20 protein-coding genes are annotated in these 20,150 nt (G+C 63.3%); 10 read left to right on the top strand and 10 right to left on the bottom strand.

The features are described from left to right. Positions 1-26: 26 nt before the first annotated feature. The 10 genes from DNI29_RS22855 to DNI29_RS22900 all read left to right on the top strand — a co-directional run bounded on the left by DNI29_RS22855 (position 27) and on the right by DNI29_RS22900 (position 10,298). Positions 27-404, top strand: a complete 378-nt coding sequence (locus tag DNI29_RS22855) for a cupredoxin domain-containing protein (protein ID WP_110980472.1) — start codon at positions 27-29, stop codon at positions 402-404. Continuing rightward, positions 401-1,036, top strand: coding sequence for a helix-turn-helix domain-containing protein (locus DNI29_RS22860; RefSeq protein WP_162303728.1), 636 nt, complete (start codon positions 401-403; stop codon positions 1,034-1,036). The genes DNI29_RS22855 and DNI29_RS22860 overlap by 4 nt, the downstream gene beginning before the upstream one ends. Before the next feature lie 117 nt (positions 1,037-1,153). Then, complete coding sequence (locus DNI29_RS22865) at positions 1,154-1,783, top strand: DUF305 domain-containing protein (protein ID WP_110980474.1); 630 nt, start codon at positions 1,154-1,156, stop codon at positions 1,781-1,783. 93 nt (positions 1,784-1,876) lie between these two features. Next, entirely contained in the window at positions 1,877-2,884 is a 1,008-nt protein-coding gene (locus DNI29_RS22870; RefSeq protein ID WP_110980475.1) for a DUF4396 domain-containing protein, read from the top strand. 137 nt (positions 2,885-3,021) lie between these two features. Beyond that, positions 3,022-3,636, top strand: a complete 615-nt coding sequence (locus DNI29_RS22875) for a DUF305 domain-containing protein (protein WP_110980476.1) — start codon at positions 3,022-3,024, stop codon at positions 3,634-3,636. Positions 3,637-4,020: 384 nt separating this feature from the next. Continuing rightward, positions 4,021-4,494: a DUF6122 family protein gene (locus tag DNI29_RS22880; protein ID WP_202910568.1), complete on the top strand. Its 474-nt coding sequence runs from the start codon at positions 4,021-4,023 to the stop codon at positions 4,492-4,494. A gap of 169 nt (positions 4,495-4,663) precedes the next feature. Next, positions 4,664-5,914 (top strand): type II restriction enzyme NmeDI-related protein, encoded by a 1,251-nt coding sequence (locus tag DNI29_RS22885; RefSeq protein ID WP_110980477.1) that lies wholly within the window; start codon positions 4,664-4,666, stop codon positions 5,912-5,914. Positions 5,915-6,031: 117 nt separating this feature from the next. Further along, entirely contained in the window at positions 6,032-7,804 is a 1,773-nt protein-coding gene (locus tag DNI29_RS22890; RefSeq protein WP_123823400.1) for a hypothetical protein, read from the top strand. Between the two features lie 277 nt (positions 7,805-8,081). Continuing rightward, a complete protein-coding gene (locus DNI29_RS22895; RefSeq protein WP_110980479.1) occupies positions 8,082-9,410 on the top strand; it encodes an ATP-binding protein in 1,329 nt (442 codons plus the stop codon). Between the two features lie 627 nt (positions 9,411-10,037). Then, positions 10,038-10,298 carry a hypothetical protein gene (locus DNI29_RS22900; RefSeq protein ID WP_110980480.1) on the top strand — a complete coding sequence of 87 codons (261 nt, stop codon included), beginning with the start codon at positions 10,038-10,040 and terminating at the stop codon, positions 10,296-10,298. A 137-nt stretch (positions 10,299-10,435) separates the two neighbouring features. Here the strand turns inward: DNI29_RS22900 and DNI29_RS22905 are convergent, their stop codons facing one another. The 10 genes from DNI29_RS22905 to DNI29_RS22950 are packed head-to-tail and all read right to left on the bottom strand — an operon-like array spanning position 10,436 to position 20,146. Then, positions 10,436-10,825: a hypothetical protein gene (locus tag DNI29_RS22905; protein WP_110980481.1), complete on the bottom strand. Its 390-nt coding sequence runs from the start codon at positions 10,823-10,825 to the stop codon at positions 10,436-10,438. Between the two features lie 15 nt (positions 10,826-10,840). Further along, a complete protein-coding gene (locus DNI29_RS22910) occupies positions 10,841-11,380 on the bottom strand; it encodes a hypothetical protein (protein ID WP_110980482.1) in 540 nt (179 codons plus the stop codon). Between the two features lie 6 nt (positions 11,381-11,386). Next, positions 11,387-12,277 carry a hypothetical protein gene (locus DNI29_RS22915; RefSeq protein WP_110980483.1) on the bottom strand — a complete coding sequence of 297 codons (891 nt, stop codon included), beginning with the start codon at positions 12,275-12,277 and terminating at the stop codon, positions 11,387-11,389. Positions 12,278-12,301: 24 nt separating this feature from the next. Continuing rightward, positions 12,302-13,684, bottom strand: a complete 1,383-nt coding sequence (traM, locus tag DNI29_RS22920; RefSeq protein ID WP_110980484.1) for a conjugative transposon protein TraM — start codon at positions 13,682-13,684, stop codon at positions 12,302-12,304. A 14-nt stretch (positions 13,685-13,698) separates the two neighbouring features. Beyond that, positions 13,699-14,598 carry a DUF4138 domain-containing protein gene (locus DNI29_RS22925; protein WP_110980485.1) on the bottom strand — a complete coding sequence of 300 codons (900 nt, stop codon included), beginning with the start codon at positions 14,596-14,598 and terminating at the stop codon, positions 13,699-13,701. A gap of 19 nt (positions 14,599-14,617) precedes the next feature. Beyond that, a complete protein-coding gene (locus DNI29_RS22930; protein ID WP_123823401.1) occupies positions 14,618-15,379 on the bottom strand; it encodes a conjugal transfer protein TraK in 762 nt (253 codons plus the stop codon). Positions 15,380-15,431: 52 nt separating this feature from the next. After that, positions 15,432-16,079 carry a hypothetical protein gene (locus DNI29_RS22935; RefSeq protein ID WP_110980487.1) on the bottom strand — a complete coding sequence of 216 codons (648 nt, stop codon included), beginning with the start codon at positions 16,077-16,079 and terminating at the stop codon, positions 15,432-15,434. 23 nt (positions 16,080-16,102) lie between these two features. Beyond that, positions 16,103-17,239 (bottom strand): conjugal transfer protein TraG N-terminal domain-containing protein, encoded by a 1,137-nt coding sequence (locus tag DNI29_RS22940; RefSeq protein ID WP_110980488.1) that lies wholly within the window; start codon positions 17,237-17,239, stop codon positions 16,103-16,105. After that, on the bottom strand, positions 17,236-19,851 hold the full coding sequence (locus DNI29_RS22945; protein ID WP_110980489.1) for a TraG/VirB4 family ATPase: 2,616 nt from the start codon (positions 19,849-19,851) through the stop codon (positions 17,236-17,238). Before DNI29_RS22945 ends, DNI29_RS22940 begins: the two co-directional genes overlap by 4 nt. Then, on the bottom strand, positions 19,820-20,146 hold the full coding sequence (locus tag DNI29_RS22950; RefSeq protein ID WP_110980490.1) for a hypothetical protein: 327 nt from the start codon (positions 20,144-20,146) through the stop codon (positions 19,820-19,822). The genes DNI29_RS22945 and DNI29_RS22950 overlap by 32 nt, the downstream gene beginning before the upstream one ends. Positions 20,147-20,150: the final 4 nt, after the last annotated feature.

Genomic DNA, 20,150 nt, shown 5'->3' on the forward strand with positions numbered 1-20,150 from the left:
TTCTTTCCCTTTTGTTTCTTCTTCTGATGGATACGACGCAGATAATCGTGACGCTGGTGGGCGTGGGCCTGCTGGGCTTCGTGGGCTGGTTTTTCTTTCTGGCTCCGCACCGGGTGGCCGCGGCGGTTTCCAGCTCGGCCGGCATTCAGCAGGTCGACATCGTGGTGAAGGGCGGCTACTCGCCCAACGTTATTGAGGTGGAGCACGGCAAGCCCGTGCAGCTCAACTTCTACCGCGACGAGGAAAACTCCTGCTCCGAGGAGCTGCTGCTGCCCGACTTCAACATCCGGCGCGAGCTGGCGCCGTTTAAAACCACGGCCATTGAGTTTTTGCCCCAGCAAGCGGGTACCTTTGAGTTTACCTGCGGCATGCACATGCTGCGGGGCAGCCTGGTCGTAAAATGATGATGATGCCGCAGTCCGCCACGTCCGTGTTGCCCGCTCCCGCGGCCGGGGGCGTGCGCCTGTCCATCCGGAACATGGTGTGCCCCCGCTGCCTGCGCGTGGTGCAGCGCGAGCTGGAAAAGGCCGGGCTGCTGGTGGACGCCGTGGCCCTGGGCGCGGCCAACGTGCGCACCGCCGACGGTAGCCCCGTGGACGAGCAGCGGGTGCAGGAGGCGCTGCAGGCGTACGGCTTTGCCCTGGTCGAAGACCCGCGCGACCAGCTCATCGAGCAGGTAAAAGCCGTGGTGGTGGAGCTGGTGCACTACACGCCGGCCGAGCAGCAGCCGTTTCACACCTACTCGCACTACATCAGCGAGCGGGTGGGCCGCTCGTACGCGTACCTGTCGCACCAGTTCTCCGTGCGCGAGGGGCTCACGCTGGAGAAATACATCATCCGCCAAAAAGTGGAGCGGGCCAAGGAGTTGCTCAGCTACCAGGACGAAAACGTGGCCAGCGTGGCCAAGCGGCTCGGCTACAGCAGCGCGGCCCACCTGACGAACCAGTTTCGGCAGGTCACGGGCATGTCGCCCTCGGATTACCAGCGGCTGGGGCCGGGCAGCGCTGGGCGCCTGAGCCTGGCCGAGCTCACGTAGGGCCCTGCGCTGGAAACTTTGCAAGGGTTTCGGGCCAATCGTGCGCAAACGGACACTGTACTCCGCCGTTTAGCCTGGGTAACGTTTTTGTTGCCGACGCTTTAAACCCCCGTTGCTATGCTTCGCTCCCTTCGCCTCCCCCTGCTGGCTTGCCTGCTGGCCTTCACTACCCTGACCGCGTGTAACAAGGACGATTCCGACGGCCTGAAAGTGCAGGCCCACGACGACAACGTCTTCATGCGCATGATGCACGACATGATGACGCAGATGATGGCCATGACCAAGACCCAGGACCCGGACAACGACTTCGCCATGATGATGAAGATGCACCACCAGGGCGCCATCACCATGAGCCAGGAGGAGCTGCGCAGCGGCAAGGACGCCGACATGAAGCAGATGGCCCAGACCATCATCACCAAGCAGCAGGCCGAAATCCAGCAGCTCGACGCGTTTCTCAGCAGCCACCCCGCCCACGCCCCGGCCGTGCCCGAGTTCGACATGAAGCAAATGGAGAGCATGGAGCGCATGATGCAGGCCAACGACTTGCGGCCGCTCACCGGCGACATTGACTACGACTTTGCCCAGCTCATGGTCGACCACCACCGCAGCGCCATGGAAAACTCCCAGGCGGAAATCGAGTACGGCCGCGAGAATGCCATGAAAACGCTGGCCCACAACATCATCGACGACCAGGAAATGGAAATCAAGGACTTGCAGGCCTGGCTGCTGGCTCACAAGAAGTTCTAACCGTTTTCCTTCCCCACTAGCTAAGAGCGGCTTTGAGAAAAGCCGCTCTTTTCCTGTTCCCGCCATTTCCCTTTCTACCCTACTGCCCCGCTGATGCACGCCATGAATACGCCCCTGTTTCCCGAGTACCTGCTGTGGGTGTGGTTTGCCCTGACGGCCCTGTCCGTGGCCTACGTGGCCTGGGACCTGTTTACCAGCACCCCGGAGATGAAGGTGATGAAGTACGGCTGGGTGCTGGTGACGCTCTACACCGGCCCTGTGGGGCTGCTGATTTACTGGTTTTCCTGCCGGGAGCCGGCGCCCGGTACACACGAGCAGTTCGTGGCCCCCATGTGGAAGCAGGCGGTGGGCTCCACCATTCACTGCGCGGCCGGCGACGCCACGGGCATCATCGTGGCCGCGGCCATCACCGGCTACTTCCGGCTGCGCATGGGCATGGACATCTGGGTGGAGTACCTGGCCGGCTTCGTCTTCGGCTTGTTCATCTTCCAGGCCCTGTTCATGAAGGACATGATGCGCATGAGCTACGGCCAGGCCTTGCGCGAATCCTTTCTGCCGGAGTGGATGTCGATGAACGCCATGATGGCCGGCATGCTGCCCACGATGGTCATCCTGATGAGCCGCGACATGCGGGCCATGGAAGCCACCTCGCCCTGGTTCTGGGCGGTGATGTCGGCCGCGACGCTGGTGGGCGTGGTCGTGTCGTACCCGGTGAACTACTGGCTGGTTAAAAACCGGCTCAAGCACGGCATGGGCACCGAGCGGGCCTTGGGCAAAGGCGGGGCCTCCCGGGAAGAGGTAAGTCCGGCTGCGCCTGCAGGGCGTCCAATGGCCGGTATGCACCACGCGGCGCCCGCTGATCCAGCCGCTTCCCTTCACGCCGGGCACACGATGGCCGCGTCCGCCCACGATATGCCGGGTATGGCGATGGGCGGTGGGCAACAAGTGTCCAGCGGGCGCAAGGCCGTGGTCACGGTGCTTACCCTGCTGATGCTGGCGGTGGGCTACTGGCTGGCGGCGCGCTACGGCGACTTGTCCATGCGCCCCGGCGAGCCCATGATGGACATGCCCGGTATGGCGATGCCCGGGCACCGGATGTGACGGTGCCGCGGCGGCCCGCCAGCTCCCCTGGCTAGCGTTACACCGGAAATTATGCAAGCCAATGGCGGTTTTGATGTAGAACCAAGCGGGCTAAGCTCGACGTTTCTGAGGTGTTGTTTCCACCTCGTACCCTCCCCATGACCCGTTACCTACGCCTGCCCCTGCTGTGTCTTCTCGCGCTGGGACTCTTCTTGACCGCCTGCAAGAAGGACCACGACATGGACGACATGAACCACGAGAGTCCCTACATGAAAATCATGATGGACATGATGACGCAGATGGACGCGCAGGCCAAGACCCAGGACCCGGACCACGACTTTGCCGCGCAGATGGTGCTGCACCACGAGGCCGCCATCCAGATGGCCCAGGAAGAGCTGCGCACCGGCTCGAACCAGGAAATGAAAACCCTTGCCCAGGACATCATCACCAAGCAGCAGGGAGAGATTGGGCAGTTCAACGCCTTTCTGGGCAGCCACCAGCCGCAAACGCCGCTGGTGCCGCAGTTCACCCAGCTGCAGAAAACCAACATGGACCGCATGATGGCCGCCAGTGACGCGCGCACGATGATGGGCCGGCCGGATTACGACTTCGCCCAGCTCATGGTCGACCACCACCAGGCGGCCATTGACAACTCCGAAGCCTTGCTGCAGCACGGCCGCCAGAGCACGACCCGCGCCCTGGCCCAGGCCATCATTACCGACCAGCGCCAGGAAATTGCAACCCTGCAGAATTGGCTAACCCGCAACCGGTAGGCGCCGGCCGCTTTGGGGAAAGGCAGCTCCGCCCGAGCTGCCTTTTTCGTTTTCGTCCTCTTGTACTGCGCCCCCATGTATCCTTTCCCCGTGCTTTGCCTGCTCCGGTGTATCGCCGCCGGCCTGGCCCTGCTACTCGGTGGGTGCCGTTCTGCCGCACTCGTGCCCCGGTTTGCCGGCGCGGTCGGAGCCGCCCCGCCGCGGTCGGCGCCGCGCCCGGACTCGGCACGGGTGGTCGGCCCTGCGTTGCCTGCCAGCGCACCACGCTCGGTAGCGGTGCCAGTGCGGCCCCAGCCCCGGGTTGCGGACACGGAGAACTTTCGTCCCTCTACCCGGAAGCAGCAGGCGAGCCGGGTAGCCGAAAGGCCGTCTGACACCAGCACGGTGGCCGGCGATACCGCCACCCGGGCGGCGGCGTTGCGCGAGCCCCATCAGCCACCCGCCCGTCGGTTTTTCCGGGCGCAAACGCTGGTGCACTACAGCTTGCACTTTCTGTTTCCGGCGGTGCTGGCGCTGGTGCTGTTCCCCGCGATGTGGCCCGGCGCCTACTTCATCCTGCTGGCCACCATGCTCATCGACCTGGACCACCTGCTGGCCACCCCCGTCTTCGACCCCTTGCGCTGCAGTGTGGGGTATCATCCGCTGCACTCGTTTTATGCCATCCCGGTGTATGCGCTGCTGCTGCTGCTGCCCCCGCCGGTGAATATTATCGGCGTGGGCGTGCTCTTTCACTTGTTCACGGATACGGTGGACTGCTTGTGGACTTTTCGCTACTGCCGCGCGTGCTACCTCAACGCCCGCATTCGGCCCGCGGTCGACTGGGTGCGGAAGCTGCTGGGCCGTAAGCAGGACGGATGACGCCGCTTTGGCAGCCGCGCCGCGACTTTGCGTCCGGAAGCGCCCCTGCCGGGGCTACGGGCACCGTTTTGTTAAGCGTTAAGGTGCCTGAATAGCTGGGTTTTTGGTCTCTGGTTGGGCGGTACGCAGGTTCTGTCCATCTTAGGGTTTTAATTCACCGTTCCGCGTTATGTCCGCTGCGCTACCGTCCCTTATTCAGCAATACAAGGCCGATTCCGAGTCCGTTTACAACACCTGGTTCATCAACAACGAGGAGCGCCTGAAGGCTTTCCGCTCCATCCGGCGCGGGGTGCAGCAGGTGGTCAAGGACATCAAGGCGGGCAGCTTCGGCAACGACTTCAAGGGCACCTCGTTGGAGTTCGTGCTCAGCGTCATCAGCGAGCAGAAGCAGGTGTTTCAGGGCGCGGCCCACCCCTTCTACTGGAAGCCCAAGCTGCGCATTCCCGACATCTACGAGCACGAGGAGAACAAGCGTGCCTTCGGCCAGTTTCTGGAAAGCTGCCTGGCGGCCACCACCGAGCAGCAGCTGCTCAAAGAGATTGACCTGCTCGACCGCCGCAAAATCAAGGGGCTGGGCCCGGCCGTGGCCAGCATCCTGTATTTCCTGCACCCCACCTTGATGCCGCCTTTCAACACGGCCATCGTCAACGGCTTCAACGCCCTGTTCGGGGAGAAAATCAAGCTGGGCTCCTGGTCGGAGTACCTGCGCATGCGCGACCGGCTGCGCGACCTGAACCAGGAGCACCGCCAGCACCTGAGTCTCGATTACGGCGCCCTAAGCGGCCTGCTCTTCGACGTGGGTGTGAAGAAGATGATTGCCGGCGACCAGCAATTTGCCAGCGACGAGGACCGCGACAAGTACCAGCAGCAGGCCCGCAAGCGCCACCAGGAGGTGCAAACCGAGGCCCAGGAGGAAAACCAGCACACCGAGATGCAGCACCACCTGCTGCGCGTGGGCAAGGCCCTGGGCTGCGACGTGACGACGGCCATCAACGACCGCAACCGGATATGCGCCGGCCAGAAGCTCTCGTTTTTGTGCCTCGACCAGCACCCCGAGCTGCCCGTATCGGCCGAGGTGGCCACCACCATCCGCCTGATTGACGTGGTGTGGTTTGCGCCCGGCACCAATCGCGTGGTAGCCGCTTTCGAAGTGGAGAAAAGCACCAGCATCTACAGCGGTATTCTACGCCTGACGGATCTAGCCTTTTCCATGCCCGAGCACGAGACGGCCCTCTACCTGGTCGTACCCGACGCCCGCGAAAAGGAAGTGCAGGCGCAACTCTCGCGCCCGGCCATCCGCGCGGCTGGGGCCACCATTCGCTACATCCTGTTCTCGGAGCTGCGCCAGCACTGCGAGGCGCTGTGCAAGTTTGGCCATTCGCCGGAGGCCATGCTCAAGATTGCCCGGGCGGTGGCGTAGCGTAGTGAAACAGCTTCACCCATGAAGCCGAACGCTAACGGCGAAGGTCATTGTTTTGTTGAAGGGGGTAGAAGTTGTTGATACCAATAGACCCTTCGACACAATTTACTTTACGCAATGACCAGACGACTGATTGTTGGATTTAACGACCTTTTTGATAGCGCTACCCCTCCTACTTTAGCTGATTTGCTTCGCGGGGTCAGTCGTTTCTGGCTTTTACGATGCGTCACGCAACTGCTTGGCTATCAGAACCGCGTGCCGGCTGCCGAGCGTACCCTAAAAATGGACTTTGAGCGCATTTTCGGAGAGCGTGGACTCGTCGAAAAGCCCTTTGCGCAGCGCGCCTATGCCCACGTCTTAAGCTTTGGCCAGCAGTACGGAAAAGACGCCCTGAATGTGCTTCATCCCAAGCCCTTGCTGCAACTGTTTGAATATGCCTTCGAGCGACCGGACGAGCCGCATACAGTAAGTGACGAGGAACTGGAAGCCAGTCTCTTTCTGGCCTGCCTACTAGTTAACACGCCTTATATCGACCAACAGAGTGCCGCCAGCGCCGCCGCTAAACAGCTGCTGCCTACACCGACTGTACCGCGCTTCGCGCTCACGAGTATGTTCTCGGACTTTGAGCTGATAAATCAGCAACCGGTGCAGGTGTTGTGGGCGCAGCTCATCAAGTCGGCGCGTTTTTTTGAATTTTTGGAGTCAGATGAGAGATTCAGTCCTTTACTTCAGTCTTTCCTGACTTATTACGGGTGTACCACTTGGCAGGAGTACACCCGTCAAATTGCTGGGCTGGTCAAGCCGGTAATCTATGCAGACAAGCCGGGCCGTATCAGCGTTGCGGTTGCACCCGGGCCAGAATTTGAAGCCAGTCGAGCGTTTCTTAACCATTTTGCGCTGCAGCCCGGCCAGGAGCTGGACAAGGAGGATTTCACGAGTTTGCGGGAAACGCCCTTGTATGAGGAAGAGCCGGGAGTTTTCGTGCTCATCTACCCCGTGTTGGTGGTGGAAATGCTGCACAAGGGACTGTACTTTCAATTCAATAGGCTCAATAAGTTGCTCCCGGAGGCGGAGCAGGTAAGCGATTGGCGTTCGGTTTACTGCGACTTCTTCTCGGAGCAGCACCTGCTCTACGGTTTGCTTGATGCCGCTTTTCAAGGCCGTGGCTTAGCCCTTACTGGCACCGTCATCAAGGAAAGCAAGACATTAAAAGGTCAGGGTGAACCGGACTACTATTTCCGCAACGGACAGCGTGCTATTCTATTCGAATCAAAAGATGTCTTGGTGCCGAAGAACGCAAAGGCCGGAACTGATTTTACGGCCTACTTTGAAGAGGTGCGCAAGCGGTTTGATTACGAAACCAACAAAAAAGGCAGACTCGTAGACAAGGCCGCTCGGCAGCTGCTGCGCAACGTAGCCCGGCTGTTGGAAAAAGAGTTTCCACTGGATACCGACTACGACCCGGCAGAGCTGGTCATCTACCCGGTGTTGGTACTTCATGACCGCCTCTACAACGTGCCCGGCCTGAACGTGTTGGTTAACGATTGGTTCCAAGAGCAGTTGGCGTTGCGCGCCGAAAAAGGCTTGCCTGTGCACAACGTGCGTCCGCTGGTGATGGTGGACGTTGACACGGTTTTGGCCTTTCATGAGCATTTCCGGGACCAGCAACTTGCATTTGAAGACGTTCTGGAGGAGTACTATAGCTACATACATCCCGACCTCAGCGTGGTGAAAAACGATGCGGAAGCCGAGAAGCTGATGATGCAGCAGGCTCATCCTTTTGCTTTGTTCTTGGAAAATTACGCGAGCGAAAGAGGGATGGCGCCGCTCCCAATGCAAAGTCTTTATGGATTGTTGCCCATTATCAACAAAGGGGCAACGGATGAATAACAAGGGTACGCGCCTGTTTAGCGTTTTCTCCAAAACCTTTCCGAACGGCTAAAGCTCCTTAGCACTTGGTCCTGTTGAAGTTATTCTCTGCAAGCTTCTGCCACCGCCTGCTGAGCCGGTCCAAGCCAACTAGCCCCTGGTTAAGATAGTGGGCTTCCTGCGGCAGCTGCAGGGCCACTAACGCCGGGCTGTTTCGTGCTTTTTGCCGCCTTGGAATTGGGTAACTTGCCCACCTATTAGCCAGCCTGTTCCTGTACCCGTCGCCTCTCCTTTATCCATGAGCACCACCCGCGAGCAGCAAAACATCGAGTGGAAGGAATCGTGGCGGCCGGAGTACTTTCAGTGGATTTGCGGCTTTGCCAATGCCCAAGGGGGCCGCATCTTCATCGGCAAAAACGACGACGGGCAGGTGGTGGGCCTGCCGGGCATCCGCAAACTGCTGGAAGATTTGCCCAACCAGGTGCGCGATTTGATGGGCATCCTGGTGGAAGTCAACCGCCACGAGGAAGGCGGGCTGGAGTTTCTGGAAATTGTCGTTGAGCCGTACCCCTACCCCATCAGCTACCGCGGTCAGTACCATTTCCGCAGCGGCAGCACCAAGCAGGAGCTGCGTGGGCCGGCGCTGAGCGCGTTTCTGCTGCAGAAGCAGGGCAAGCGCTGGGACGGCGTACCGGTGCCGGGCGTCGCGGCGGCGGAGTTGTCGGCGGAAGCATTTGACTTGTTTCGCCAGCGCGCCGCCAAAAGCGGGCGCGTGGACGAGCAGGTGCTGCACGACGGTAACGAAGCCCTGCTCGACAACCTGAACCTCATCGACGGGGAGTACCTGAAGCGGGCCGCCGTGCTGCTGTTTCACCCCACGCCCGAGCGGTTCATCACCGGTGCCTACGTCAAGATTGGCTTCTTTGCCACGGACGACGATTTGCGCTACCAGGACGAGGTGCACGGGCCGCTGCTGGTGCAGGTGGAGCGCACGCTGGATTTGTTGCAAACCAAATACGCCCGGGCCCAGGTGCGCTACGAAGGCGCCGGCCGGGTGGAAGAGCCGCCCTTTCCGGCGGCGGCCCTGCGCGAGGCACTGCTCAACGCGCTTGCCCACAAAGATTACAGCGGCGGCACGCCCGTGCAGATTAGCGTGTACCAGGACCGCCTGCAGTTCTGGAACGAGGGCCACCTGCCCGACAGCTGGACGGTGGAAAACCTGCTGCGCAAGCACCCGTCCAAACCCTTCAACCCGGACGTGGCCAACACCCTGTTCCGGGCCGGCTACATCGAATCCTGGGGCCGCGGCACCATCAAGATGTTGAACGAGTGCCGCGCGGCGCACCTGCCGGCCCCGCGCTTCTACTTCGAGGCCTCGGGGTTCGTGGTGGCGTTTGCCGCCTACTCGGTGGCCTACTGGCAGGCCCAGGGCGTGCGCGCCGACCTGGCGCCGGTGCTCCTCTACGCCGCGCAGCACGGCAGCATCACCAACACCGTGGTGCAGCAGCAGCTGGGCGTAAGCAAGCCCACCGCCACCCGCTACCTGAGCGAGTTAGAAAAGGGCGGCTGGCTGCAGAAGTCCGGCAAAACAGGGGTGGGCACGCAGTACACGCTCACCGAATCCTAAAGGGCTCACAAAGGGCTCACCACTCGCGGGTAGGAATTGCTAAAAGTGCCCAGGAAGCGTATAAACGCCGTTTTTGGCAGATTTATGTGCCATCGCAATGGGCTCAGCATGGGCTCACGGGGCCACCCGTAGGCAGCAGCTAGTAAAAAAAGCGGCGCGGCGCTGCCGAATCTGTGCTACAGGCGTGCGACGGGCGCGCAAGCTCGGCTGCACACGAGTAAGGCACCGGCCGTGACGAGCCCCGGCCATCCTCATGGCACCTTTAGGACCCGGTTACTAACAATTTTGCAGGCCAGAATGCCAAAACCACGTCCGGTTTGGGCGTAATGGCTAGTTTTGCCTGACAAACTGATTGCCGAGTATGCTGGCTTTGAAATCCTACGCTTTGCCTAGTAGCCCCTCGTCAGCAGGCCTTGCCGCAGACTGGCTGAGCTGGGCTCGCCGTCAGCCGCTGCCCATCCAGCAGCGGCCCGCCCTGTTTGTGGGCTCCCTCGCGTAACGCTTCCCCGTCGCAGCTCTGCCCCGCGCCCTACTCGGTAGTCGGGTGGTTGCTGTCCCACCTCCCGCCCGGCCCCCAAGTTGGCCGCGGGCGAGGCGTTTTCATTCCTTTTCGTTGACGTTACTGCTATGGCCGCGAGCCCCTATCGCCGCTTTTCCAGCCTCTGCCCGACCGTGCAGGCGCTGGTGATTCGGCTTATCCAAGAAGAATTCACCCCATTGCTACCCCTTTCCGCGGAAGTGCCCGCGGCTGCCTGGACCCGGGCCGTGGCGCTGGCCGACCCCACCTTGCTGTATTGCACCGCCCAGGAGCCAGTCATTCGGCTGTGCCCGGAATCCTACGAGCAGCTACGGGCATGCCTGCAGCGCGAGCTGGTCGGAGTGGGGTAATTAACTCCAACAACAAAGGCCGACCAAGAAACCTAGTCGGCCTTTATGAGGACCATTAAGAACGGACAGCCGCACCAACGGCACGAGGCCGGCAGCGCCCGGGGCCGCCTGTGGGCAGGACGAAATGCATTTCTTCCCTACTGCCCAATCACGTACACCGGCAAGGCCTGGGCATCGGCGCCGCGGCCGGTTTCCTTTTTCACTTCCTTCCCGTCGAGCAGAATGGCAGCCGTGATTTCCGAGGCGGCCGTGCCCCCGTCGAGGCTGGCCAGCAGGCTGAGGTGGTCCCCCTGCTTCATGGTGCGCTTGAAGCGGTAGGTTGCTGGCAGCGGCACGTTGTTGACGGTAGTCGTGCCGCCGCTTTCGTTGTCGTAGCTGATGTAGTCCGACACCGGGGCCGTGGTGGAGGAAATGCGGTACTCGACCTGGTATTCTTTGGGGCCGGTGGGCGTCGCGTCGTCCTTGGCGCAGCTGCTGGCCGTGGCTAGGGCGGCGCAGCTCAGGAGCAGGGAGGCAAGTCGTTTCATCGTGCAGAAAGGGAGTTAGCGGAAATGATACCGCAGGCCGGCGCTGGCGTAGCCGGGCCATTGGTCGAGCAGGGGATTGTTGAAGAGGTAGCCCTTGGTGGCGGTGGCCACCAGCGAGAAGCGGTTGCCCAGGAACACGTCCGCCTCGGCTCCGGCCTGCGGGCCGTAGGTGAAGCGCTGGGGTTGCTGTGCGTCGGCCGCGGGCTCGCCGGTGCTGTGCTCGCCCGTGCGCTCGTAGCTGGCGCCGGCCCCGAGCAGCAGGTGCACGTAGACGACTTCGCCCAGGCGAAACAGCTGCGGCGCGAGCAGCACCCGCCCCGCGTAGCTGGCGTAGTCGCCGCGGCCGCGGAGGGTGCCCGTTTCGCGCAGGCCGCTGGCGCGCAGGGCCAGGTGGTTGGTGAGCAGGCTGGTGTAGCTCAGCTCGTAGTAGGTGCCTGGTTCGGAGCGGCCGAGGTGGGCGCCCCAGCTGGCCATGTGTTGAACGTGGCGCTGGGCGGAGGCCGGCACGGCGCCGGCCCCCGCCAGCAGCAGGGCCACTAGCAAGAGGTTCTTCATAGGGGGTTAGTGGCGGGGGCGGGCCCGGTCCGCTTTGATAAGGGCGTTTTGCACCAGGATGTCGGAGTAAACCATTTCGGCCGCCTGCCGCGAAGGGCCGGGCTGGGCGGCTTCGGCCAGCAGGCGGTCGGCTTCCTGGCGCAGCTGCATGGCCTTAATCATGTTGTCGTTCGAGGTGTTCAGGGCCACCATCCGCTCGCCTTCGGTCATGGCGTAGCGGCCGGGGTTCTTGAGCGTGGCGTTCATCTCGATGCTCTGCTGGGTCATCTCGTCGGCAATCTTGTAGTAGCCGAAAGCGGTGGCAATCTTCTTTTTCTGCATCATCTCCTCGTAGGCGAACGTGGAGACGGCCGCTTCCTCGCGCTTGAGCTGATACTCGCGGGAACTCATGCGGTTGTTGCCCGCCGTGGCGCCGGAGCCGAAGCGCGAAAACACGTCGTACACCGTGTTCAGGTCCTGCTGGGGGTTGTTGAGCTGCAGGGCCTGGCGAAGGCGCTCGGCTTTCTGAAACACGGGCATGTATTGGTTGCTCTGCCCCCGGCCCGACATGGCCAGGGCACGGGCAAACAGCTCCTGCGGGTTGGAGAGGCGCAAATCCTGAATGCTCTGCACCTTGCGCAGGTCGGCCTGCACCTGGCGCTGTAGCTGCAGGGTCTGGTCGGTGATATCCTTCACCTGCCCGGTGATGTCCTTGGTGACGCCGGCAATCTGCTTGGCGTCCTTGATAACCTGGTAGTTCTTGACCGTTTCGGTCCACTGTTTCAGGTGCTTGGCAAACTCACCGATGTGCACGCCCATGTGCAGTGGGTCGTTCACGACGGCCTGGGCCGCCGCATTGGTCGAGGGAGCGAGAATCAGGGCCAGGGCAACGAGGGCCGGCAAAAGCGTCTTTTTCATCGTCGTATCGGTTAGGTGGAAGAATTAGCGCGCGGCCGCTTCTGGGCCGAGCTGGCCGGCCGCCGCGGTGGTAATCAGGATGGGGTAGCCATCGGGCAGCAGCACGTCGCGCAGCTTGGTGCGGGTCTTGGGCCGCGAGAGCACCGAGGCGGCCACGCGGCCGCCCACACCCACCACGGAGTTGGCGGCCGAAGCCGAGCGGTCGATGGCCGTGCTGATTTCCTGGGTGGTCTGCTGCTGCAACTCATTGCCGGCCATGCCGGCTTCGCGGGCCACGCGCTTCACCGGGTCAATCATGATGCCCGGCATGTAGTTGAAGTCGTAGATGTCGGCCTGCACCCGCGTCGGCCCGAGGCGGTTCACTTCCAGCGTCACGTTGTTGGTGCCCACGGTGGCCACGCCGGCAAAGACCATGTTTTTGGGAAAGGTCACACCGGACACCACCGCGTCTTCCAGCAAGCGCAGGATAACCACCGAGCCGGTGCGCACCTTCTGCTCGCCGTTGATGACGCACTTGAAAAATACGTCCGGGGCCAGCTGCTGCTCGCGCTGGCTGCCCTGGGCCATCATCCGGCTGGCATTGCCCACTTTCACGGTGTTGAAGCCATCCAGGCCGGGGGCACTCATGCGGGTGGCCAGCAGCTGCGCGGTCTGGTTGGGGTCGCGGTAGCGCTTGCCGGTCATGCGCTCGTACGCCGCGCGGGTTTCCGGGGGCGAGGAGCCCAGCATGGCCAGCACGTCCGGGTCGGTTTCAAACGGGGTGCCATCCACGTCGCGGGCCGGGACCAGCCCACGGACCGCCCGGCCGGAACCCGTGCCCGTGCGGCGGCCGCCGCCACCGCTGGCCGTCAGGCGCCGGCGCGGCACCACCAGGGTTTGGGCGCGGTAGGAGCCCGTGGCCGGGTCCTGAATCGTGGTTTCGATGGTGTCCACGTCGGCCGCGGCCAGGCGGGCGGCTTCCGCGCGACGGGCTGCGGCTTGGGCGGCGGCCTGCGCCCGGCGCCGCTTGCGCAGGGCCAGCCCGGTGGTATCGACGGCAAACACGTCCACGACGTCCTGGTCGTAAGCGCTCTGGGCATCCTGCTCGGCGCGGCGCTGGGCTTCGATTTGGGCCGAGGGCGAGGCGACCGGGGCCGGGGGCGCCGCTTCCACCGAGGGAATTTCAGGCTCGATGTTGGCCGAGGCGGCCGCGACCGGTTCGCGCTCCTGCTGGGCCGCCCGCTGGGCGGCCTTCAGCCACAGCAGCAGGCCGCCGATGATGAGCACCAGCAGCAGACCGGCCAGGGCCATCCAGTTGGCGCGCAGCACTTCGGCGGGTGTGCGCTTGACCGGCGCCGGTGCGGGCTGACCGGCATCCGGCGTCGAAACGGCGCGCGTATCGGGCGTGTGGGGAATGATGGGTTCCATAGCGAGCAGGGGCGTTAAATGGTGGCAGCGCGGTTAATCACGCGGGAGGGCACGGGCAGCACCAGCACCCGGGCGCCGTTGAGCTCGCGCAGCGTTACTTCCAGGTAGCCGCGCTCGGTGGCCGCGTACAGGGGAATGGCGTAGGTCAGGTAGCCCGTGGTGCGGCCGGTGATGACCTGGTTCGGGCGGCCGCCCGAGGGCGCCAGCGGGCGCCGGGCCTCGTTCTTTTTGCGGGCCAGGAACTTCTTCTGAGCATTTTCCACCAGCTGGAAGTCGGTGAAATCCACGTTGTAGTCGATGTTGGTCTTGTTGATGACCTTGAAGCGCAGGTAAGTGAAATCCTTGTCGTTGCGCACGTTGGCCAGCGACAGCACCAAATCATTATCGACCACGGCCACGGCCTGATGCTCCTCCCGGGCTTTGCGCAGCTGGCTGAGCTTGCCCTCGACGACGGCTTTCTTTTCCCGCTCCTTATCCAGGGCCAGTTCGTTTTCGGGGGCCGCCCCGGCGGAAGCGGTGCTTTTGCCGTTGATGCTCAGCGCGCCGTCTTTCTGGAAGTCGTAGAGCTGCAGCACCGGGCGGCCCGTGTACACGAGCCGGCCCATCCAGTACTTGGAGCCGTAGCGGATGAGCATGGGGGTAGGCGGCACGTGCTTGCGCTTGGCGCGCACAAACACGGCGTTGGCCTCAATCTTCACCAGGTAGTTGCCGGCCATGCCCACGTCGACCAGCGACACGGGCCCGCCAAAGACCAGGTAGGTAGTGGAGGAATCGGAAACGGCCACGTCCAGCAAATTATCGGAAGTGACCACAGCCGGAGCCGGGGTGGCAGCAGTAGTTTGCGCGGCCGAAGGTGCCGGAGCGGAGAGCAAGGAAAGCAGCCCTAACAGGGCCGGAAGAGTGTAGAGTCGCATCGGAGACAAGGATGGGTGATTAGTGAGCCGGAGCCGCAGGCGCCGGGGGTGTAGCGGGGGTAGGAGCAGGAGTAGCGGGGGCCGCCGGCTCGCTGGCCGGGGCCAGGCCCCGCTCGGCTTCCTGCAGGCGGCGCTGGCGGTCGGCTTCCTGGGCCTGCAGCAGCTCCTGCTCTTCCCGCGTCAGCTGCGGGTTGTAGGGGATGTAGTCGAAGTTGGTGATGAGCAGCCCGTAGGGGTTGGCGTCCGAGCGGTTGGTTTCCACTAGGTTGAACTTGGCGGCCAGCGGCAGGGGCTCCTTCTGCTGGCCCCCAATGAAAATGCGCTGCTTGATGTAGACCGAGCCCGACCAGGGGCGGCGGCTCATGTCCACCAGCACGCTGTCCACGGTCACCACGTTGCGGGCGGCGTAGCGCTCGTAGTTCTGCAGCACCTGCCCGCGGGTGAAGCCCTCGTAGATGCGCCGGCCGCCGCGGCCCTCAATCAGGGGCAGGGCCGCGTCCAGGTTGGCTTTGTAGGTGTATTGGTCGTGGCCAAACATGGTTTGCATGAACTGGCGCACCAGGTTGCGGGCCTCGTAGGGCGTGTGGGCGTCGTTGCCGGCCGAGAGGGCCGCCACGGAGCCGGTTTGCGAGACGACGTACACGCGCCGGCCGCTGTTTTCGTAGGCGCGGTACACCAGGAAGCCCGACGCCAGGGCCACCAGGAGCAGGGCCAGCACGCTGCCCAGCGCCAGGTTGCGCATGGTGGAAAAGGAAGTACTTAAGTCTTTGGCGGAATCCATAAAAGTGTTGAGAGTCTGGTGGTGGTGAATGGTGCTTTTCTCCTGACCGCCCTTACTGGCGAATGGGCAGCAGCACCTTCTTAAAGGAGTCGTCGAACCCGCCGGCGCGGCCCCGGTAGGGGTACACCACCAAAGTGGGCTGCTGCTGCTCGTTCCGGCCCAGGAAGGCGTAGAGCGTGCCGCGCACGGTCAGCGGCTTGCGGGGCTCGATGGGCGTGACGGTGTACCGCTCGCGGCCGGGCACGTTCAGGTTGAGGCCGCCCACGCGGAACGACGCCAGGGTATCCCGGCCGTTGGGCGCGTACAGCGGCAGCGAGGCCGGCACTTGCTGGTGGCCGAAGCCCTGGGGAATCCACTGAAGCACCGCTTCGTAGGCGATGCGGTAGCCGGGGGCCTGCTTTACCCCGTCCGGCCGGTCCGCGTCGGACTGCCACGCGGCGGGCAGCCGCAGCTGCATGGGCTCGGCTTTCAGGGCCTTGGCGGAAATGACCTGCAGATACCCTTCGCGGGGCGTTTGCTCCGCCACCCCGGGTTTGAGGTCCACCGCCCCCGCCGGCAGGGGGGCCGGAAGAGCAGCTGCGGGCTGGGTGGCTGCCGAGGCCGCCGGCGAGTTGGCAACCGGAGCGGAATCCTGGGACTGGCAGGCCGCCGTCAGGCCCAAAACAACGGCCGTAGCGACGAATAAGGGAATGTTTTTCATGGTCAGATAGTCAGCAGGGTGAGTTATTTGGTCCAGATGCCCGACGCCCGCTGGCGGTAAGACGGGTTCAGGGCCTCCGACATGGTGATGGTCGGCAGGCCGGAGGACGCCGAGGACGGAGCCGACTCGCTTCCCTCGCTGCCGCCACCGCTGCTGCCGCCCCCGCTGCCGGCGCTAGGGCCCCCTCCCCCGCCGCGGCTGCCGCCGTTGCCCAGGGCGCGGCCCACGGCGCTCGACAGGCCCCCGCCCCCGGGCGAGGCCACCCCGGCCACGGCCGTTGCGGCACCCACGGCCGAGCCGACCATGGAGCCCACGAAGCCCTGCACGGCCGAGGAGCCGATGAACATGGACGTGAGGTAGGGCACCATCACGTAGAGCAGCACGAAGGCCACGGACATGACCATGAACTTCTCGTCATCGACCGACTGCTGCGGGCCGCCCGTGAGGCCGCTGAACAGGCCGTTGGGCGCCTGCGCCGTCTCGGCGTAGAAGCCGTAGATGGTGTCGAGCAGCACAAACGTGAGCCCCCAGAGCTGCACGGCCAGAAAGTTCTGCAGCCACTTCAAGGCCAGCTGCCCGAAGGCCGGAATCACCGACAGGGTCATGGCAATCGGCCCGCACACGTACAGGAAGCCCAGAATGAACTGCTGGATAAACTGCATGATGTGGCGGATGATGAGCACCGCCGTGGCCGTGAACAGCCGGGTCAGGATACCCGAGAGCGTAAACGAGCTCAGCGTTTGGGAAATGCTGGTCATCAGCGAGCTGGCTCCGGCCACGATGTCGCCGATGCCCATCGAGTCGTTGCGGGCCGCCGCGGCCACGGAGGCCGGCGTGGTCAGGTCTCGAATGGCTTCGGCCGCGGACTTGTCGGTCGAGAACAGGGCCGTAAAGGCCGCCAGCCCCGTGCCCAGCGTGTCCACCAGCGTCTGGTAGAAGAAGAGCAGAAAGAATATCCAGGTGGCCTTGATAATCGGCCCCCAGTCCATGGCCAAGCCGCTGCCCGCGATAAAGCCGCGCCCGATGGTGTAGAGCAGGGCAATGCCCATCAGCGAGGGCGTGATGAAGCGGCAGGCGGTGAGCACCACCTGCAGGGTCTGGTCGCAGGCCCGCAGAAAGCCCGGGTCGATGCCGTAGGCTACCATCAGCAGCGTGCTCATCGGGCGAGGGCTCCTTTGCGAGCCTGTTTATCTTCCACAAACTGGTCAACGGCGTAGTCCAGCCGCTGCACGCGCACGGGCTCGTACTCAATCTGCCCTTCGGCATTGAGCAGCACGTGGCCGTTTTTGTCGGTGCGGGGGCGCTGCTGGGTCTGCTGGTAGAACTTGACCAGCTTGTTGAGGTGGTTGCGCTCCACGGGCTTCGACGTCAGAATGGCATCGAGCTGCGGGGAGGCTTCCAGGGCGAAGACCTTGCCCTTAGCGCCCTGCTTGATGAAAAACTCCCGCAGGGCCTCGGTGGAGCGCACCGACTTAATCAGGTCCATCTCGTGGCCGGTGAGGCCGAGCGGGGCCTGCAGCTGTGCCAGCGAGTCGGGATTGACGTGGCGCAGGATAATCTTGGTGGCCGAGTTGTTGATGATGGCCGGCCCGATTTTGCTGCTGGTAATCTCGGTGATGCCCTGGGTGATGATGGTCACCGAGCCGTTGGTTTTGCGGATGGTGCGGTACATCGACTCGATGAACTCCGAGAGCACGCCCGAGAGCATGGTCCAGGCCTCGTCGAGGGCGATGTACTTGATGTCATCGGGAAACTTGCGGAACAGGTCCAGCGACAGCTCGGTGATGAGCATGGCCACCACCGGGTAGAGGTCGGGGTCGGCCTGCACCTTGGCCAGGTCAAAGCAGATAAGCCGGTACTCCGACAGGTCCACGTCGCGCTTGGCGTTGAGCACCCGCTCGTAACGGCCGCCGGTGATGTACTGGCCCAGCACCAGGAAAAACTGGTGCATGTCGATGTACTTCAGGTTTTTCTGGTACTGCCGGCGGGCGCCGTCCAGCGGGTCGGGCTCCCCGCCGTCGCCGGGCTGGGCCACGGTCTTCTGCATTTCCTGGTCGTACTGCTCCACGAAACGGTAGAAGCTTTCCATGCCGGGAAACTCCTCGTCCTTCTGGTTCAGGCGCGGGCTCTCGTTGAGGCAGGCGTAGTACTCAATCAGAAAGCGCGAGAGAATGGTGCGCTCCGACTTGTCCAGCGCCGTGTCCTTGCCGCCCTTCCAGAGCGCAGCCAGCAGGGCCAGGTGAAAATTGGTTTTCTCGTCGTTGTAGAGCCACTTGCCCGCCGCGTCGCGCGGCACCACGAAGGGGTTGAACTCGATGGGGCGCTGCGGGTCGTACTCAAAGTAGGTGTTGTCGAAGTCCTCGCCGTTGAGCGACTGCAGCACGTTGCGGTAGGTGCCGCCCACGTCCATGATAATCTGCCGGGCGCCCTTCTCGAAGCGCTGCACAATCAGGTTGCCGAAGGTGTAGCTCTTGCCCGAGCCCGAGGGCCCAATAACAATGGCGTTCTGGTTGTCCAGGGCCGTGTTAAACAGGTTTACCTGCACCAGGTTGCGGAACCGGTCGGTGAGGTACTCCCCCACCGGGTCGGTTTTGTAGGTGGCCGTCCAGTGGGTGTAGCAGGCGCCGCGGTCGGCGGTGCTCGTCAGCCAGCGGTCCGGCACCTGCCAGGCGTTGCCGGGCAGCAGGCCGAAGAACACGGGCAGGGCCAGGTAGCTTTCCACCACGCTCTCGGTGCCGAACATGTAGCGAAAGGCCGCCGTGGCCCGCTCCACGTTCTCGCGCCGGCTGGTGTCGTTGGTGTCCCAGAGCACGCACGAGAGGTGCAGGCCCACAATCTGCTTGTTGTCGGCCCGCACTTCGGCCGTGAACTCCTCGACTTCGGCCGCGCGCAGGTGGTTGTCCTGGGTGGCCAGAAACGAGAGCGAAGCGTTGAGCTTGCGGTCGGTATCCAGCGAACTGAGCTCGGCGCGGGTATCCTGAATCAGCAAGGCCTGGGTGAGCACGTGCGGGCACTGCAGCACGTGGGTGAGCGGGTAGAGCATCGGTGCCGTCACCCCGTAGGAGTTGCGCACGGCCGGGTAAGCGTCGGAACCCTGCCCCACCATGCTCAGCACGTTGACCTTGTGCTCGCCCACGCTGAAGGTGCCCAGGTCGTTGCCGATTTCGCGCTCCTGCCGGGTGGGCTGGCCGTCGAAGTTGAGGTTGAAGTACTGCAGGTAGAGCTGGTGCATCTCGGCGCTGGCCAGCCGCTCGAAGCTCACGCCGCCCAGGTTCTTGAGGCCTTGGATGAATTCCACGGCGCCGCTCTCGGCCGCTTCGAGCGTGTGCACGAGCTGGGCAAACGGATTTTTGAGCACCGCCTCACCGGCGCGGGCCACCAGGGCATTCACCGCGTTGGTCTTGGGCGACTTCATGGCCACCGGGGCGAAGGAGAGGAACAGGTACGACTTCTGGAACAGCACCAGCCGCTCGAAGAAGTGCTTGTTCATCTTGTTCTCGAAGTAGGTCTGCTGGGTCTTGTCTTCGCGGTAGGGCCGGTCGTAGTAGATGTCGGTTTTCTGCACGATGGTGCCCACCGGCAGGGGACGCAGTACGCCCACCAATGCCGTTTGAAAGGCCTCGTAGTCGTCGGCAGTCCAGCTCTCCATCTCGGCGGGCTCCACGCGGAAGCCCACCGCCACGCGGCCGTCCTTGAAGACCACCTTGTCGCCCTCGAAGCTGTGCACGGGCATCACGGCGTTAAACGCGGCCGTTTTGGGCTTTTTGGTCATGGTTGGGGAGGGGTAAGGTCCCCACCGCCAGGCGGCGGGGCTGAATGAAGGTGAAGGAGAGCCAGCCCATCAGAAAGCCGGGCGCCTGCCGCTTGCTCAGGTAGCGCAGGCCCAGAATCAGGCCCAGCTCCACCAGGATGACGAGCAGGTACACCAGGCGCGGAATCTTGACGGCCATGCCCAGAAAGCCCAGCAGCAGCACCGAGCCGATGAAGAGACCGACCATGATGCCCAGGTCCTGAATGTTCATGCCCAGCACCTGCGCGGGCCGCTCGATGGATTTGTAGGAGCGCATGGCA

The sequence above is a fragment of the Hymenobacter sediminis genome, from assembly GCF_003231285.1.
Lineage (GTDB): Bacteria > Bacteroidota > Bacteroidia > Cytophagales > Hymenobacteraceae > Hymenobacter > Hymenobacter sediminis.

Bases quoted from the DNA above. Each gene is read 5' to 3' on its own strand.
- DNI29_RS22855 (WP_110980472.1), top strand. From the start codon at position 27: ATGGATACGACGCAGATAATCGTGACGCTGGTGGGCGTGGGCCTGCTG.
- DNI29_RS22860 (WP_162303728.1), top strand. From the start codon at position 401: ATGATGATGATGCCGCAGTCCGCCACGTCCGTGTTGCCCGCTCCCGCG.
- DNI29_RS22865 (WP_110980474.1), top strand. From the start codon at position 1,154: ATGCTTCGCTCCCTTCGCCTCCCCCTGCTGGCTTGCCTGCTGGCCTTC.
- DNI29_RS22870 (WP_110980475.1), top strand. From the start codon at position 1,877: ATGCACGCCATGAATACGCCCCTGTTTCCCGAGTACCTGCTGTGGGTG.
- DNI29_RS22875 (WP_110980476.1), top strand. From the start codon at position 3,022: ATGACCCGTTACCTACGCCTGCCCCTGCTGTGTCTTCTCGCGCTGGGA.
- DNI29_RS22885 (WP_110980477.1), top strand. From the start codon at position 4,664: ATGTCCGCTGCGCTACCGTCCCTTATTCAGCAATACAAGGCCGATTCC.
- DNI29_RS22890 (WP_123823400.1), top strand. From the start codon at position 6,032: ATGACCAGACGACTGATTGTTGGATTTAACGACCTTTTTGATAGCGCT.
- DNI29_RS22895 (WP_110980479.1), top strand. From the start codon at position 8,082: ATGAGCACCACCCGCGAGCAGCAAAACATCGAGTGGAAGGAATCGTGG.
- DNI29_RS22900 (WP_110980480.1), top strand. From the start codon at position 10,038: ATGGCCGCGAGCCCCTATCGCCGCTTTTCCAGCCTCTGCCCGACCGTG.
- DNI29_RS22905 (WP_110980481.1), bottom strand. From the start codon at position 10,825: ATGAAACGACTTGCCTCCCTGCTCCTGAGCTGCGCCGCCCTAGCCACG.
- DNI29_RS22910 (WP_110980482.1), bottom strand. From the start codon at position 11,380: ATGAAGAACCTCTTGCTAGTGGCCCTGCTGCTGGCGGGGGCCGGCGCC.
- DNI29_RS22915 (WP_110980483.1), bottom strand. From the start codon at position 12,277: ATGAAAAAGACGCTTTTGCCGGCCCTCGTTGCCCTGGCCCTGATTCTC.
- traM (WP_110980484.1), bottom strand. From the start codon at position 13,684: ATGGAACCCATCATTCCCCACACGCCCGATACGCGCGCCGTTTCGACG.
- DNI29_RS22925 (WP_110980485.1), bottom strand. From the start codon at position 14,598: ATGCGACTCTACACTCTTCCGGCCCTGTTAGGGCTGCTTTCCTTGCTC.
- DNI29_RS22930 (WP_123823401.1), bottom strand. From the start codon at position 15,379: ATGGATTCCGCCAAAGACTTAAGTACTTCCTTTTCCACCATGCGCAAC.
- DNI29_RS22935 (WP_110980487.1), bottom strand. From the start codon at position 16,079: ATGAAAAACATTCCCTTATTCGTCGCTACGGCCGTTGTTTTGGGCCTG.
- DNI29_RS22940 (WP_110980488.1), bottom strand. From the start codon at position 17,239: ATGAGCACGCTGCTGATGGTAGCCTACGGCATCGACCCGGGCTTTCTG.
- DNI29_RS22945 (WP_110980489.1), bottom strand. From the start codon at position 19,851: ATGACCAAAAAGCCCAAAACGGCCGCGTTTAACGCCGTGATGCCCGTG.
- DNI29_RS22950 (WP_110980490.1), bottom strand. From the start codon at position 20,146: ATGCGCTCCTACAAATCCATCGAGCGGCCCGCGCAGGTGCTGGGCATG.